15 protein-coding genes are annotated in these 14,863 nt (G+C 74.5%); 14 read left to right on the forward strand and 1 reads right to left on the reverse strand.

Features of this window, described 5'->3' with window-relative positions; translation table 11 throughout:
* Positions 1-432: 432 nt before the first annotated feature.
* Both MNZ27_RS01895 and MNZ27_RS01900 read left to right on the forward strand, forming a co-directional pair.
* Positions 433-945, forward strand: a complete 513-nt coding sequence (locus MNZ27_RS01895) for a hypothetical protein (protein ID WP_242392323.1) — start codon at positions 433-435, stop codon at positions 943-945.
* Between the two features lie 65 nt (positions 946-1,010).
* The gene (locus tag MNZ27_RS01900) at positions 1,011-1,898 is read left to right on the forward strand and encodes a lamin tail domain-containing protein (RefSeq protein WP_242392324.1); all 888 of its coding nucleotides are present in this window, start codon (positions 1,011-1,013) and stop codon (positions 1,896-1,898) included.
* A 349-nt stretch (positions 1,899-2,247) separates the two neighbouring features.
* On the opposite strand, the gene MNZ27_RS01905 is transcribed toward MNZ27_RS01900, so the two are convergent.
* On the reverse strand, positions 2,248-2,937 hold the full coding sequence (locus tag MNZ27_RS01905; RefSeq protein ID WP_242392325.1) for a response regulator: 690 nt from the start codon (positions 2,935-2,937) through the stop codon (positions 2,248-2,250).
* A gap of 71 nt (positions 2,938-3,008) precedes the next feature.
* Here MNZ27_RS01905 and MNZ27_RS01910 point away from each other — a divergent pair, with 71 nt between their 5' ends.
* The 12 genes from MNZ27_RS01910 to MNZ27_RS01965 all read left to right on the forward strand — a co-directional run bounded on the left by MNZ27_RS01910 (position 3,009) and on the right by MNZ27_RS01965 (position 14,532).
* Positions 3,009-3,521: a chemotaxis protein CheW gene (locus MNZ27_RS01910; RefSeq protein ID WP_242392326.1), complete on the forward strand. Its 513-nt coding sequence runs from the start codon at positions 3,009-3,011 to the stop codon at positions 3,519-3,521.
* Positions 3,518-3,910, forward strand: a complete 393-nt coding sequence (locus MNZ27_RS01915) for a chemotaxis protein CheW (protein WP_242392327.1) — start codon at positions 3,518-3,520, stop codon at positions 3,908-3,910. Before MNZ27_RS01910 ends, MNZ27_RS01915 begins: the two co-directional genes overlap by 4 nt.
* A 23-nt stretch (positions 3,911-3,933) precedes the next feature.
* Positions 3,934-5,181 (forward strand): methyl-accepting chemotaxis protein, encoded by a 1,248-nt coding sequence (locus tag MNZ27_RS01920; RefSeq protein WP_242392328.1) that lies wholly within the window; start codon positions 3,934-3,936, stop codon positions 5,179-5,181.
* A 35-nt stretch (positions 5,182-5,216) separates the two neighbouring features.
* A complete protein-coding gene (locus MNZ27_RS01925; protein ID WP_242392329.1) occupies positions 5,217-7,520 on the forward strand; it encodes a hybrid sensor histidine kinase/response regulator in 2,304 nt (767 codons plus the stop codon).
* Complete coding sequence (gene cheB, locus MNZ27_RS01930; protein WP_242392330.1) at positions 7,517-8,539, forward strand: chemotaxis-specific protein-glutamate methyltransferase CheB; 1,023 nt, start codon at positions 7,517-7,519, stop codon at positions 8,537-8,539. The genes MNZ27_RS01925 and cheB overlap by 4 nt, the downstream gene beginning before the upstream one ends.
* On the forward strand, positions 8,536-10,071 hold the full coding sequence (locus MNZ27_RS01935; RefSeq protein WP_242392331.1) for a CheR family methyltransferase: 1,536 nt from the start codon (positions 8,536-8,538) through the stop codon (positions 10,069-10,071). Before cheB ends, MNZ27_RS01935 begins: the two co-directional genes overlap by 4 nt.
* 45 nt (positions 10,072-10,116) lie before the next feature.
* Positions 10,117-10,500, forward strand: coding sequence for a response regulator (locus MNZ27_RS01940; RefSeq protein WP_242392332.1), 384 nt, complete (start codon positions 10,117-10,119; stop codon positions 10,498-10,500).
* A 122-nt stretch (positions 10,501-10,622) separates the two neighbouring features.
* Positions 10,623-11,372, forward strand: coding sequence for a YebC/PmpR family DNA-binding transcriptional regulator (locus MNZ27_RS01945; RefSeq protein WP_242392333.1), 750 nt, complete (start codon positions 10,623-10,625; stop codon positions 11,370-11,372).
* A 174-nt stretch (positions 11,373-11,546) separates the two neighbouring features.
* The gene (locus tag MNZ27_RS01950) at positions 11,547-12,854 is read left to right on the forward strand and encodes a thymidine phosphorylase (protein WP_242392334.1); all 1,308 of its coding nucleotides are present in this window, start codon (positions 11,547-11,549) and stop codon (positions 12,852-12,854) included.
* A complete protein-coding gene (locus MNZ27_RS01955; protein WP_242392335.1) occupies positions 12,851-13,699 on the forward strand; it encodes a purine-nucleoside phosphorylase in 849 nt (282 codons plus the stop codon). Before MNZ27_RS01950 ends, MNZ27_RS01955 begins: the two co-directional genes overlap by 4 nt.
* 42 nt (positions 13,700-13,741) lie before the next feature.
* Positions 13,742-14,128, forward strand: coding sequence for a PilZ domain-containing protein (locus MNZ27_RS01960; RefSeq protein WP_242392336.1), 387 nt, complete (start codon positions 13,742-13,744; stop codon positions 14,126-14,128).
* Entirely contained in the window at positions 14,125-14,532 is a 408-nt protein-coding gene (locus MNZ27_RS01965; RefSeq protein WP_242392337.1) for a cytidine deaminase, read from the forward strand. The genes MNZ27_RS01960 and MNZ27_RS01965 overlap by 4 nt, the downstream gene beginning before the upstream one ends.
* The last annotated feature ends 331 nt before the right edge of the window (positions 14,533-14,863 follow it).

Raw genomic sequence — 14,863 nt, forward strand, 5'->3', positions numbered from 1 at the left:
CCGGTGCGCCGCTCCGGCTGGTGGGGGAGCGGACCGGTGGAAGGTACACCCACCGGCCGGGCCCCATTCTCCGCAAGATCCTGCCGTCCCAGCGCGATCGGGCTTCGCGGATGGCTCGCCGTTGACCGGCTGTGATGTCCAGGATTGCCGCAGCGCGAGTAGCGCGAACGTGGGGGGTCATCGCGGCCCCGGGGGTCGCGGGCGCCGCGCCGAGCCGGGAAGGCCGGCGCGCGGCCCCTGGCGTCGCGCCGCGTCCGGGCGCAACGCATCAGGGACTGGAAATCACGTTGGAAAGTCTTTGGCGCGCGACGTGCTCTCGCTCGGACCATGACCGGAGCGATCTATTTCGCCGCAGGATTTCTCCTATCCATCGGCCCGTCCGCGCCGACCCACCCCCTCGCGCCTCCTCCGGAGGATCCGGAGCTCCTCGCATTGCGCGCTCTCGCCGCAGTGGCCGCCGGCGAGCCGGACGTGGCGGTGGTGCAGGCCGCGGTGGCACGGGAGGCGCTCCGCGGCACGCCGGATCCCGCCGAGTGGCCGGGCCGCGCGCGCAAGGCGGCGTTCCTGCCGCGGCTCACCGCGGAGATCCGCCACGACGAGCGCTCCAACCGGACCGTGGGGCTTCAGACCGCGGGTGAGGTGGACTACCTCCGTCTCACACCGGGGACGACGTTCATGGTCCGCGCCACCTGGACCCTCCCGGACCTCGTCGCGCACGCCGGCGAGGTCGCGGCGGCGACCGCGGCGGCGGCGCGCCAGCGGCACGTGGAGGAGGCGGTGAAGCGCGCGACGGTGCTCTACTTCGAGCGGCGCCGGCTCAAGCTCGCGCTCCTCCTCGTTCCGCCCGCGGACCCGCTCGGGCGCGCCCAGGCCGAGCTCGAGATCGCGCGCCTCGCCGCGGAGCTGGACGTCCTGACCGGCGCCGCGCGGGAGGCTGCACCGTGACGGCCGGGGGGCCGAGGCGTGGGGTCGCCGCCGTCGCAGCCGTCGCGATCGCGTGCGGCGTGCCGGTGCCCGACCCCCACGCGCGCGTGGCCGAGCTGTCGCCCTCGGGGGCCGGCGTCGCGCCGGAGGCGGTGGAGGCGGCGGTGACCTTCACCGCGCCGGTCGCGAAGGAGGGGCTCCTCGACGGCTCGCGCCTCGTCCTCGTGCCCGCCGCCGACGCGGCCGACGCCCTCACGGCAGTGGAGTCGGAGGCGGGCGCGAGCGGGCTCGCCGCGGCGGTCCCCGTGGAGGCGGCGCTCGAGGACGGCGGGATGCGCGCGACGCTCCGGCCGCGCGCCATGCTCCGGGGGTACACGGAGTACGCGCTCGTGCTCTCGTCACGGGCGCTCGCCGCGGACGGGCGCGCCGTCCTCGACGCGCAGGGGCGGCCGCGGGCGACGGTGGGCACGTTCGAGACCGGCGCGATCCCGGGCCCGCCGCCGCGGCCGGCGGTCACGGAGGTCCGGGCCGACGCGGCGACACCGGAGGCGGGCGGCGAGTACGTCGAGCTCGCGAACCTCGGCGACGGCCTCCTCGATCTCGCCGGCTTCCGGCTGGCCAAGCGGACCGCGACCGGGGCCCTCTCGTCGTGCGCGATCGTCGCCCCCGCGGAGCTGGTCGCGCCGGGAGCGGTCGCCCTCGTGGTGGGCGGCGCGTACGACCACCGGTACGCGCTCCCCGCGGGCATCGTCCTCGCCACCTGCGGGGGCTCGGCGCTCCTCGGCGGCCTCGCCAACGATCGGCCGCCGGAGGTGCTGCTCCTCGATCCCGGCGGCGCCACCGTGTCGAGCCTCGGCGCCGGAGGGATCGCGCCGATCTGCCAGGCGGCGGTGGCGCGGCTCGATCCCGCCGGCCCGGACGCCGCGGAGAACCTAGTGTGCGCGGAGGGGGAGGGCAGCCCGGGGTCGCTGTGAGCGGTGAATGCGCCTATCACTCGAGGTAACGCCCGAACCCGTACCCGTCACCGTCCCCCGTGCCCGCATCCCGTGTCCCCTATCCCGTGGCCCGTTCCTCCGTTGTTTGCCCCCGGACCGCGCGGGTCATGGATCGCGGGAGCCGGATCACGGGAAGCGGGCCACGGCCACGCGAGGCGGGACACGGAGACGGAGAAGCCGGTGACGGTGACGGTGACGGGACAGCCGGGGACGGCGCGAGCAGCGCCCTTCGACTCCGCGCCCGCTTCGCGGGCGCTCCGCTCAGGGTGAGCGGAGGTGTGTTCGACCGCGACGAGTCCGCCTCGCGCAGGCAGGGATCGTGCGCCGCTCAGGCGTTCTCCACGATCCATTTCCCGAGCAGCTCATCCTTCGAGATGAACCCGTCGGCGCCGCACTCCTGCACGAGGCGCTGGACCTTCTCCTTCTCCTCGCCGGAGCAGAAGAGGACCTTGATCGACTTGAACATCTCGTTCTTCTTCACGAAGCGACAGAACTGCGCCCCGTCCACCTTCGGCATGTTGACGTCGAGGAGGATCAGATCGGGCCGCGTCTGTCGCTTCAGGATGATCGAGGTCGCCTTCTCGGCGTCGGGCGCGTAGTGAATCTCGAAGCCCTTCGCCTCCAGCTCCTCCTGCAGCAGCCGCGCGACGATCTCGGAGTCGTCCACGATGAGCACGCGCCGGCGGCTCTCCACGGCGACGGTGAAGCGCTTCGGGAAGTCGTCGGAGGCCGGCGCCGCCACCGCGCCGTCCAGCTTGAGCTCCGTCGCGGCGCGGGCGAGCTCCTCCTGCGCACCTTCGCCCACCAGGAGCGCTCTCCCGGTGAACCCACGATCGCGCAGCAGCGCCGGCGCCTGCTTCGCGCGCCCCGTGTCCACGAGCAGGACCGCGGCGCCCGCGACCGCGGGCACGAGGGCGTGCGGATCGCGCTCCAGCACGACCTCGTGGCCGGCGGCCTCCAGGGCCATCCCGGACACCTGGAGCACGAGCTCGCTCTCGCAGCAAATGAGGACCTTCAAGTCGTACCTCGGGCGCCGACAAAATAGCACGACTTGCTCCTGCGTCCCGGCCTCGCTGATAATCCGCGCCGATGCCCGAGTCGAAGCCCACCACCGAACGAGAGGGGAAAGCGGCAGCGGAGGAGAGCGCGGACGCGTGGTTCTTCTGCCTCCGCATGCTCGGTGGTCGCTACGCGTTCGAGGCGCCGCTCGTCACCGAGGTGGTGCGGCTCGGGCCGCTGACGCGCCTCCCCGCGGCGCCCGCGTTCCTGCCGGGCGTGTTCACGCACCGGGGCGAGGTGCTGCCCGTGCTCGACATCGGCCAGCTCGTCGGCCGCACCGCCGTCCCCATCCGGGCGAGCACGCGCGCCGCGATCGTGCACTGCGGACCGTGGAAGGTCGCGGTGGTGAGCGACGCGGTCGAGGGGCTCGTCTCGATCCCGCGGCGCACGCTCGAGCCGCCCCCCGCCGAGGCCGGGGGCGTCGCGGAGTTCCTGTCGGCGGTCGGCCGCGATCGCGCCGGCACCGTCGCGATCCTCGACCTGCCGCGCCTGGTCGAGACGGCGCGCGCGCGGGCGGTCCCGGCCGGAGGCGGCGCCGCGTGACCGATCCGACCAGCGAGATCCTGATGTTCCAGGTCGGCGCGCGCGTGTTCGCGGCGGTGGTGCACGACGCCGTCCGCATCGGCGCCGTCCGCGAGGCCGCCGCCGACGAGCTCGTCGTCGAGACCGCGCTCGGCCTGCCGTTCTCCCGCGAGCGCGGCATCGTCGTCGCGACCCAGCAGGCCGAGGTCGAGCGGACCCTGGTCGTCGATCAGGTGGTCGGCATCCGGAGCGTGCCGGAGAGCGACGTGCACCCGCTCCCCGCCTTCGCCGCGGCCTGCATCGGCTCCGGCGCCGTCACCGGCTTCGTCATGGTGGACGAGGCCCCCATGCTCCTCGTCGATCTCCCCACGCTCGTGCGCGAGCGGGCCGGCGCCGCGGCGCCCGCGTAGACCCTTTCCCGAGAGGCGACCCCATGCCCGACGTCCAGAAGCCGCAGAAGAAGCCCGCCGCGCGGGCCGCGAGGAACGGCAAGGCCAGCGCCGCGAGCCCCGACGGCGCCCGCCTCGCCAGCTACCTCCGCGAGGTCGCCGGGGGAGAGTACGGCGCCCGGCTCGATCCCGCGACCTTCGCCGATCCCGCGCTGCGCGCGGTGGCCGAGGCGGCGAACGCCGCGGTCGAGCACGTCGCCGCGGAGGCGAAGGAGGCGCGCGCGCGCGTCGAGGTCGTCACCGCCGGCGTGGACGAGGCGATCGAGGCCATGATCCGCCTCGTCATCCAGGGCGATCTGTCCGGCAGCCTCCGCCTCGGCGTCAACGACGCGGCGCTCACGCCGCTCATCGCCGGCGTCGGCCAGGTGATGGAGACGCTGAAGAAGTTCGTGACCGAGATCCGCGAGGCGGCGCTCCAGCTCTCGACGTCCTCCGCCGAGGTGCTCGCCGCCGCGACGCAGAACGAGTCGTCCACGAGCGCCCAGGCCTCGGCGATCCACGAGACCACCGCGACGATGGAGGAGCTGAAGGGCGCCTCCCATCAGATCGCGGAGAACGCGCAGATGGTCGCCGCGATCGCCGAGCAGACGCTCTCCGGCGCGCGGACCGGCGAGGGGGCCATCAAGGAGTTCATGGGCTCGATGGAGAAGGTCCGCCACAACGCCGTCGAGGTGGACGACGCCATCGCCAAGCTCTCGAAGCGCGTCGAGCGGATCGGGACCGTCGTCGAGGTGATCGACGAGATCGCCGACCGCTCCGACCTCCTCGCCCTCAACGCCGCCCTCGAGGGCGCGAAGGCGGGCGAGGCGGGGCGCGGGTTCTCGATCGTCGCGGCCGAGATGCGCCGCCTCGCCGAGAACGTCATGGAGTCCACGAAGGAGATCAAGAACCTCATCACGGAGATCCGGGAGGCGACCCACGCCGCGAAGGAGGCGGCGGACGGGAACAAGCGGATGGCCGGGGAGGGCGAGAAGCTCGGCGGGAACGCCATCACCGCGGTCACCGGGATCCTCGCCGGGATCCAGGAGACGAGCGACGCCGCCCGCGTGATCCACCTCGCGACGCAGCAGCAGCGGACCGCCACCGAGCAGGTGGTGCAGTCCATGTCGGAGATCGAGGAGGTCACGCGCCAGGCGCAGGCCGGGTCGAAGCAGGCCACCGGCGCCGCGGCGGAGCTGACCAAGCTCGCCGAGCGGCTCGCCGAGCTCGTGAAGCGCTTCAAGGTCGACTGATCGGCGTCGAGCCCCGCCCCCCCCCGCCGCGCGCCATGGGTATCTCGGAAGAGATCCGCCAGAAGCTCCTCCCGCGCTTCCGCGAGACGACCGCGGATCGCGTGGAGAAGATCTCCGGCGCCCTGCTCGAGGTGGAGCGCGGCGCCGCGACGGCGGAGCTGCGCGAGGAGCTCGCGCGGGAGCTGCACACGCTGAAGGGCGAGGCCCGGATGATGGGCTTCGTCGGGATCTCGACGGTGGTCCACGCCGCGGAGGACCTGCTCAAGGGGCTCGGCGGCGAGCGCCCGGGCGAGGCGGTGGACGCGCTCCTCCGGGCCTGCGACGCGATCGTGCCGATGCTGGACGCGCCCGTGGACGGGGGCGACGCGGCGCGGACGCTCGCGGAGCGGCTCCGCGCCCTCCTCGCGACTACGCCCTCGGCGCCCGGAGCCGCGGCCGGCGCCTCGCCCGCGCCCCCCGCCGTCCCGGCGGCTTCTGCGGCTCCAACGGTTCCAACGGCGGTCCCGGCGGCGCCGGCGGCGCCCGCCTCCAAGGCCGAGCCGCCCGCGCAGCCCTCGTCCGGGTCGAAGGCGGTCTCCCCGGGCGCGCACCACGACGAGGCCGCGCCTCGGGCGGAGCTGCACGGGGACCGGCCCGCCGGCTCGATCCGCGTGGACGTCGATCGGCTCGACGAGATCGGCGCGCTCGCGGGGGACATGCTCGTCGAGGGCGCGCGGGCGATCCGGCGCTCGAAGGAGCTGAACGCGATCTTCGCGCGCTGGGAGCGGCTGTCGGATCGCGTGATCGCGCTCGCGGAGCGGGTCGCCGACGTCCGGTCCGCGCGCCTCGTCGAGCAGATCGAGGGCGACGTCCACCTCCTCCGCTCCGACACGTTCCGCTTCGCCCGGATCCAGACCGAGGCCGCGTCCACCGCGCACGCCCAGCTCGAGGTCCTCACCGAGCGGATCGGCACGGCGCGCCTCATCCCGCTGTCGGGCGTGCTCGCCGGCTTCCCCCGCGCGGTGCGCGACATGGCGCGGGAGCAGGGCAAGGAGGCGGAGTGCGTCGTCAAGGGCGCGGAGACGGGCGTGGACAAGGCGATCCTGCTCTCCCTCAACGACCCGCTCGTCCACCTCGTGCGCAACTGCGTGGACCACGGCGTCGAGGCGCCCGCCGATCGCGTCGCGGCGGGGAAGCCCCGCGCCGGCCGCGTGGTGATCTCGGCGCACGCCGACGGCGATCAGCTCGCGGTGACCGTCGAGGACGACGGCCGCGGCGTCGATCCCGCGGCGGTCCGGAAGGCCGCGCTGCGCAAGGGGATCATCGGAGAGCAGCAGGCCGCGAGCCTCTCCGCCCGGGCCGCGCTCGAGCTCCTCTTCCTCCCCGGCTTCTCCACCCGCGAACAGGCCGGCGAGACGAGCGGGCGCGGCGTCGGCCTCGACGTCGTCCGGAAGAAGGTGACCGGCCTGGGCGGCTCGGTGACGGTGGACTCGGACCCGGGCCGCGGGACGCGGTTCACGCTGCGGATGCCGCAGTCGCTCTCGCTGATGAAGGTGCTCCTCGTCCGGATCGACGACGACGTCTACGGCCTGCCGGCGATGGACGTGGAGAGCGTGGGCCGGCTCGATCCCAAGGACACGACCGAGGTGGCCGGGATCCGGGCGGTGCGCTACCGGGGCCGGCTCATGCCGGTGGTCGCCCTCGGGCCGCTCCTCTCCCTGAACGGCGGCCCCCGGGCGCACCGGCCGATGGTGGCCTACATCAACCACGGCGCGGAGGGCGCCGCCGTCGTCGTGGACGGGCTCTCGGGCGAGCGCGAGGTGGCGGTGAAGGCGCCGGGGCAGTTCCTCAAGGGCATGCGCTTCGTGACCGGGGCGGCGGCGCTCGAGGACGGCCGCGTGGCGCTGCTGCTCTCCACCCCCGATCTCGTCAGCGCCGCCCGTCGCCTCGCGACGCCGCTGGTGAGCCGCGGGCAGGACCGGCGGCGGCTCCGGATCCTGCTGGTGGACGACAGCGCCATCGCCCGCGAGGCCGAGGCCGCGCTCCTCCGCTCCCTCGGGCACGAGGTGGACGAGGCGGTGGACGGCGAGGACGGGTGGCAGAAGCTGCAGGGCGGCCAGTACCACCTCCTCGTCACCGACGTGCAGATGCCGGTCCTCGACGGGATCGACCTCACCCGGCGCGTGAAGTCCACCCCGCGGTTCGTGAGGCTTCCCATCGTGATCATGTCGTCGCTGTCGGCCCCGGAGGAGCGGCGCCGGGGCGTGGACGCCGGGGCGGACGCGTACATGGTGAAGGGCGAGCTCGAGGCGGAGAGCGTCGCCGCCACCCTCGAGCGGCTGTGCGGGGTGGCCGGATGACGTCGCCGCACGACCGCGCCGTCCGCGTGCTGGTCGCGGACGACTCGGAGCTGTTCCGGGAGCTGCTCTCGAGGGTCGTCGCGGCGGAGCCCGGCTTCGAGGTGGTGGCGGTGGCCGCGGACGGCGGGGCGGCGGCCGCGCTGGCGCGGAACCTCCGGCCGGACGTCATCACGATGGACATCAACATGCCCGACACCGACGGGTACTCGGGCATCGCGCGGATCATGGCGGACACGCCCACGCCGATCCTCGTGCTCACCGCGAACCCCACCGAGGCGGTGGGGTTCCGGGCGCTCTCCCTCGGCGCGCTCGACATCCTGGAGAAGCCGCAGGCGACCACGGATCTCGACGAGTACGGCACGCTCCTCCGGTCCCGGCTCCGCCTCCTCGCCGGCGTGAAGGTGATCCGGCACCCGCGCGGCCTGCGGGAGCGCAGCAGCGCCGTCGCCCGCCCATCGGGCCGGGCGGATCTGTTCGTGATCGGCGCGTCGCTGGGCGGGCCCCGCGCCCTCGCGACGCTGCTGCGGGCGCTGCCGGCCGAGTTCCCGGCGCCCGTGGCGGTCGTGCAGCACATCGCCGACGGGTTCACCGAGGGGCTCGCGAGCTGGCTCGCGAGCGAGTGCCGGCTCCCGGTCAGGGAGGCGCGCCACGGCGAGCCGCTCCGCGCCGGGCGCGTCGTGCTCGCCCCGTCCGGCCGTCACCTCGTGGTGAGCGAGGGCGTGGTCCACCTCTCCGACGCGCCGCCGGTGGACACCTTCAAGCCCTCGGTGACGCCGCTCTTCCTGTCCGCCGCGCGGGCCTATGGGGCGCGCTGCTGCGGCGTGCTCCTCACGGGGATGGGGCGGGACGGCGCCGACGGGCTCAAGGCGATCCGCGACCGGGGCGGCCTCACCGTGGCGCAGGACGAGGCCACGAGCGTGGTCTTCGGGATGCCCAAGGCGGCCATCGAGCTCGGCGCGGTGGACCGGGTGCTGCCGCTCGACGAGATCGCCGGGCTGATGGTGGAGCTCACGCGGTGAAGCCGATCCTGCCCGAGCACCTCCTCGAGCTGGCGGCCCTCCTCAAGGATCGCGTCGGGCTCCACGTGCGCCGGGACGGCCACGCGGCGCTCCGGATCGCCGTCGCCGCCCGGCTGGACGAGCTGGCGGACGTCCCCGACGCGGGCTCGTACCTCGCCTTGCTCCGGTCCGAGGACGCCGGTGACGAGGAGCTGCGCCGGCTGCTCCCCCTCGTCACGGTGGGGAAGACCAGCTTCTTCCGCGACGAGCGCCAGTTCCGCGCCCTCGAGGCGATCCTTCCCGGGCTGGTCGCGCGCGCGCGGGGCGGCGGCCGTCCGGTGTCGATCTGGTCGGCCGGGTGCGCCACGGGGGAGGAGCCCTACTCCATCGCGATGACCGCGGCCGAGGCGGGGGCCGGGCCGGAGCACGTCGAGATCCTCGCCACCGATCTCAACCCCGAGGCGATCGCCTTCGCGGCGCACGGCGCCTACGAGCCCCGCCGCGTGCGGGACATCCCCGAGCCGTTCCTCTCGCGCCACTTCGACCGCGACGGCGACCGCTACCACGTCCGGCCCGGGCTCCGCCGCTTCATCGCCGCGATCCGGCCGCACAACCTGGTCTCGTCGATCTTCCCGCGCCCGGTCAGCGGCGGCTGGGACGTCATCTTCTGCCGGAACGTCATCATCTACTTCGACACGCCCACCACGCAGGGCGTGCTCACCCAGTTCCACAACGCGCTCGCGCCCGGCGGGTACCTGTTCCTCGGGTACTCCGAGTCGCTGTTCCGGCTGTTCGAGGGCTTCGAGCTGACCGAGGTCGCCGGCGCGTTCGTCTACCGCCGGCCCGAGACGTCCGGCCGGGTCGGGGCGCCGGCGGCGGCCCTGGCAGGCCCGGTCGGTCCGGCGCGGCCGCACCTCGTGCCCATGCCGGCGCAGCCGCCCGCGGTCCGTCACGTGGCGTTCGCGCCGCCCGAGCGCGCGCACACGCCCGTCCCGCTCCCGTCCAGCCTCCGCGGCGGCGCCGGTGCGGAGCCGCCGCTCGCGCCGCAGGAGTACCTCGACGGCGCGGTGGCGCTGTTCGCGGACGGCCGCTTCGGCGCCGCCCGCGAGCTGCTCGAGCGGTTGCTGGAGAAGGGCGGCGAGGATCTCGCCGTCCGGCTCACCCTCGCGAACCTGTACGGCATCCTGCGGCAGCCCGATCGGGCGCGGGAGAGCTACGTCGCCGCGCTCGCGCTGGAGCCCCTCTGCGCCGAGGCGCACCTCTTCTACGGGATCCACCTGCTCGCGGCCGGGAACGCGGAGGAGGCGGCGCTCGAGCTCTCGCGCGCGCTGTTCCTCGACCCGGACCTCGCGCTCGCGCACTACTACCTCGGCCGCTGCCGCGAGGCCGAGCGCGACGTGGTGCGGGCCCGGCTGGCGTACCGGAACGCGATCGAGGCCCATCGCCGGCGCCCGGACGGGAAGCGGCAGGCGTTTCTGGGGTACTATCCCGACGTCCCCGAGGACGGGGACGCCTTCGCCCGCGCGGCGGAGTACGCGCTCGCGGCGCTCTAGGGGCGCCGCGCCCGGCGCGGACGAACGGGAGACGGACGCGAGGACATGGCCGAGAAGAAGCGCATCCTCCTGCTCGACGACTCGGCGATCACGCTCGAGATGGAGAAGGCCGTCCTCGAGGACCGCGGCTACAAGGTCGCGGTCGCCTCGAACCTGCTCGAGTTCCAGGCCCAGCTCGACGAGTTCCAGCCCGAGGTCATCCTCACCGACCTGATGATGCCGGACATCTCCGGCAAGGACATCGTGCGGGTCCTGAAGCAGGACTTCCACACCGAGAAGATCCCGATCATCCTCTTCAGCTCCAAGACCGACGAGGAGCTCGCGCCGATCGCCGAGCAGGCCGGCGCCGACGGCTTCCTCTCGAAGTCGCACGGCATCGATCGGCTGGGCGACATGGTGGACGAGCTGGTGGACGCGATCATCTGGTAGGGCGGTCGCCGGGCGCGCACCGGCGGGACCGCCCCCGCTCGCGAATTCCTTGAAGGATCCCGGGGGCGCATGCTACCTCCGCCCCACGAGACGCTCGCCTCACCTCGCCCGAGGAGCCGCCCATGTCCGGCCACAACCGCTGGAGCAAGATCAAGCGCAAGAAGGAGGCGCAGGGGGCTGCCAAGGGCAACCTCTTCACCAAGCTCATCAAGGAGATCACCGTCTCGGCCCGGATGGGCGGCGGCGATCCCAACGGCAACGCGCGCCTGCGCGCCGCGATCGACGCGGCGAAGGAGGCGAACATGCCCGCCGACAACATCGCCCGCGCCCTCAAGAAGGGGACGGGCGAGCTCGAGGGCGTGAGCTACGAGGAGGCCGTCTACGAGGGCTACGGCCCGGGCGGCGTCGCCCTCATCGTCGAGTGCCTCACGGACAACAAGAACCGGACCGCCGGCGACGTCCGATCGACCTTCACCAAGGCGGGCGGCAACCTCGCGGCCGAGGGGGCGGTCGCCTGGAACTTCGAGCGGCGCGGGATCATCGAGGTGAAGCCCGGTCCGTCCGAGGAGCAGGTGATGGAGGCGGCGATCGAGGGCGGCGCCGAGGACGTGGTGAGCCAGGGCGCCGACGGGTTCGAGGTCCGCACCCTCCCGGGCGATCTGCAGCCGGTCGTCGCCGCGCTCGACGCGAAGCGGTTCAAGCTCGGCGCCCGCAAGATCACCTTCGTCCCGAAGGACACGGTGAAGCTCCAGGATCCCGACAAGGCGCGGCAGATGTTGAAGCTCGTGGACCTGCTCGAGGATCTCGACGACGTGCAGCACGTCCACGCGAACTTCGAGATCGACGACCGGCTGATGGACCAGCTCGCGTAGCGACCCCCTCGACCCCGCGCGCCGGCGCGCGCCACGCTCACGGGGAGAGGATGCGCGCTCGCGAGCTCGCCCACTCCACTTCGACTCCGCGCCCTCCGGGCGCTAGGCTGGGGGCGAGCGGCCCCTTCGACTCCGCCCCGACGCGCGCTGCGCTCGGGGGGAGCGGGTGAGAGGATGCGCGCGTACGAGATCATCCACGCGAAGCGCGACGGGCGGGCGATCCCGCCGGCGGAGCTCGCGGCGCTCGTGGAGGGGTTCACGCGGGGAGAGGTCCCCGACTACCAGATGGCCGCCTTCTGCATGGCGGTCTTCTTCCGCGGGATGGACGGCGCCGAGGTGCGCGCCCTCACCGACGCGATGCTCCGCTCGGGTGACGTCCTGGATCTCTCCGACGTCCCCGGCCCGAAGATCGACAAGCACTCGACGGGCGGCGTCGGCGACAAGGTCTCCCTCGCGCTCGCGCCCCTCGCCGCCGCCTGCGGCGTGAAGGTGCCGATGATCTCCGGCCGCGGGCTCGGGCACACGGGCGGCACCCTCGACAAGCTCGAGGCGATCCCCGGCTTCCGCGTGGACCTCCCGGTGGAGCGCTTCCGCGCCCTCGTCCGCGACGTGGGCGCCTGCCTCGTCGGCCAGACCGCCCGGCTCGCGCCGGCGGACCGGAAGCTGTACGCCCTCCGGGACGTCACCGCGACGGTCGAGTCGATCCCGCTCATCGCCGCGTCGATCATGTCGAAGAAGCTCGCCGAGGGGATCGACGGCCTGGTGCTCGACGTGAAGGTCGGCTCCGGCGCCTTCATGAAGTCGCTGGACGACGCGCGGGCGCTCGCCGGGACGCTCGCGGGGATCGGCCGCGCGATGGGGAAGCGGGTGACCGCGCTCCTCACGCGGATGGACGAGCCGCTCGGGGAGGCGGTCGGGAACGCCCTCGAGGTGGTCGAGGCCGTCGAGCTGCTCCGCGGCGGCGGCCCCGCCGACCTCCGCGCGGTCACCGTGGAGCTGACGGCCGAGGCGCTCCTGCTCGGCGGCGTCGCCGCGGATCTCCCCGCCGGGCGGGCCGCGGTGGAGCGGGCCATCGCCGACGGCCGGGGGCTCGCGAAGCTCGAGGAGATCGTCGCGGCCCAGGGGGGTGACCCGGCCGCGATCCGGGATCCGGAGCGGCTGCCGCGCGCCGCCGGGACCTACCCGGTGCTCGCCCCGGCGTCCGGCCACGTCGTCGCGATCGACACCGAGGCGCTCGGCCTCGCCGCGGTCGCGCTGGGGGCGGGCCGCGCCCGCGTCGAGGATCCGGTCGATCCCGCCGTGGGGCTCCTCGTCCGGAAGAAGCTCGGGGATCGGGTGGAGGCCGGCGAGCCGCTCTGCGTCGTGCATCATGGCCCCCGGAGCGAGCCGCGCGCCGCCGTCGCGGCGCGCGTCGTCCGGGCGTATCGCCTCGAGGCCGCGCCCCCGCCGGCGCGGCCCCTCGTCCTGGAGCGGATCGCATGACGAAGCGCGCCGACCTCTCGACCCGCCTCTCCTACGCGCTCGCGTGGATCCGCGGTCAGACGGACCTCGTCCCCGCCGTGGGCGTGATCCTCGGCTCGGGCCTCTCGGGGTTCGCGGACCGGCTCGAGGCCCGCGCGGCGATCCCCTACGAGCAGATCCCCGGCTTCCCGCTCTCGCGGGTGGCGGGGCACCCGGGCCGGCTGGTGGTGGGCGAGCTCCCCGCCGAGGGCGGCGCGGTGCCCGTGGTCGCGATGCAGGGGCGCGTCCACGCGTACGAGGGCTGGTCGGCGGAGGACGTCGCGTTCGGGGCGCGCGTGCTGTGCGGCCTCGGCGTCCGCGCGCTGCTGGTGACGAACGCGGCGGGGGGCGTGAACCCTGCGTACGCGCCCGGCGCGATCGTGCGGATCTCGGATCACCTGAACCTGTCCGGCGTGAACCCGCTCGTCGGCGAGAACGACGACCGGCTCGGGCCGCGCTTTCCGGACATGAGCGCGCCCTACGACCCGCGCCTCGCCGCGCTGATCGACGACGCGGCGCGCGAGCTCGGGCTCGCGGTGCCCGCCGGCGTCTACGCCTGCCTGCTCGGCCCCTCGTACGAGACCCCCGCGGAGATCCGGATGCTCCGCGCGCTCGGCGCGGATCTGGTGGGGATGTCCACGGTCCCCGAGGTGATCGCGGCGCGGCACATGGGCGTGCCGGTCGCCGGGCTCTCGGTGGTGACGAACCACGCCGCGGGGCTCTCCCGGCACCCCCTGTCACACGAGGAGGTCGGGCGGGTCGCCGAGCAGGCGCGGGACCGCCTCGGCGCGCTGGTGAGCGCGTTCCTCTCCCGGGCTGGTCGTTGAAACCGCGCGCCCGGCGCTGCTAGCCTGCTGCAGGAGGTGCGCATGGGGGATCGGATCGAGGGGCACGGGGCGACGGCGCGGGCGATCGTGGACGAGCCGCAGGCCGCGCCGAGCGCGGTGGCGGACCGGCGCGACAGCCGGCGCATCCCGGTCGCGCTGCTCGTCCGCGACCTCGCGCTGGGCGGCTCGTTCGAGCCCTACGCCGGGAACCTCGCGCTCGGCGGCGTCTACTTCGAGGCCCTCCACCCGCCGGCCGGCAGCCGGCTCGAGGTGCGGTTCCTCCTCCCCGGCGTCCAGGGCGAGGTCCACGCCGTGGCCGAGGTCCTCCGCGTCTCGCACGAGGGGGAGCGGTTCGGGGCGCACCTGCGCTTCGTCGAGATCCCCCTCGAGGCCGAGATGGCGATCGCGCGGCACCTCCAGTCGGCATGAGCGCCGCGCGCGACGAGGTGGAGGCCGCGCTGGTCGCGGCTGCGCGGTCCGCCCGGAAGCGGGCGTACGCGCCGTACTCGGGCTTCCGGGTCGGCGCGGCGGTGCGCGCCGCCGGGGACGTGTACGCAGGGTGCAACATCGAGAACGCGAGCTACGGCCTCACGGTCTGCGCCGAGCGGGTGGCCGTGGCCGGCGCGGTCGGGGACGGCGCGCGGCGGATCGAGGCGGTGGCGGTGGCGAGCGGCACCACGCCGCCGACGCCGCCCTGCGGCATGTGCCTCCAGACGCTCGCGGAGTTCGCCGGCCCCGAGCTGCCCATCGTGCTCGTCGGCGCGCGCGGCGCGCGCGTCGAGACCACGCTCGGCGCGCTCCTGCCGAGCGCGTTCGGGAAGCGGTTCCTTTGAGCGGCGGCTGCGCTCATTCTCCACGGGGCGTGCCGCCCCGCCCCGCGCCTGCGCGACGGGATCGCACGACGGGGCGCGGTGTCCCGTGATCCGTGCTCCGTCACCGTCACCGGCCTCTCCGTGACCCGTGGACCGGGTCGCGTGGCCCGTGGCCCGGATTTCCGTGTTCCGACGCCCTCGGATCACGGGCCAGGGGACGCGGGACGCGGGACGCGGGACGCGGGAAGCGGGAAGCGGGCACGGGGAACGGTGACGGTCACGGGCACGGTGACGGTCCGAATCCGGCCGCGCCCTCGCCCAGGAGCGCGATTGACGCGGAACCCGCGCGGAC

The organism is Anaeromyxobacter oryzisoli, assembly GCF_022690765.1.
GTDB lineage: Bacteria > Myxococcota > Myxococcia > Myxococcales > Anaeromyxobacteraceae > Anaeromyxobacter > Anaeromyxobacter oryzisoli.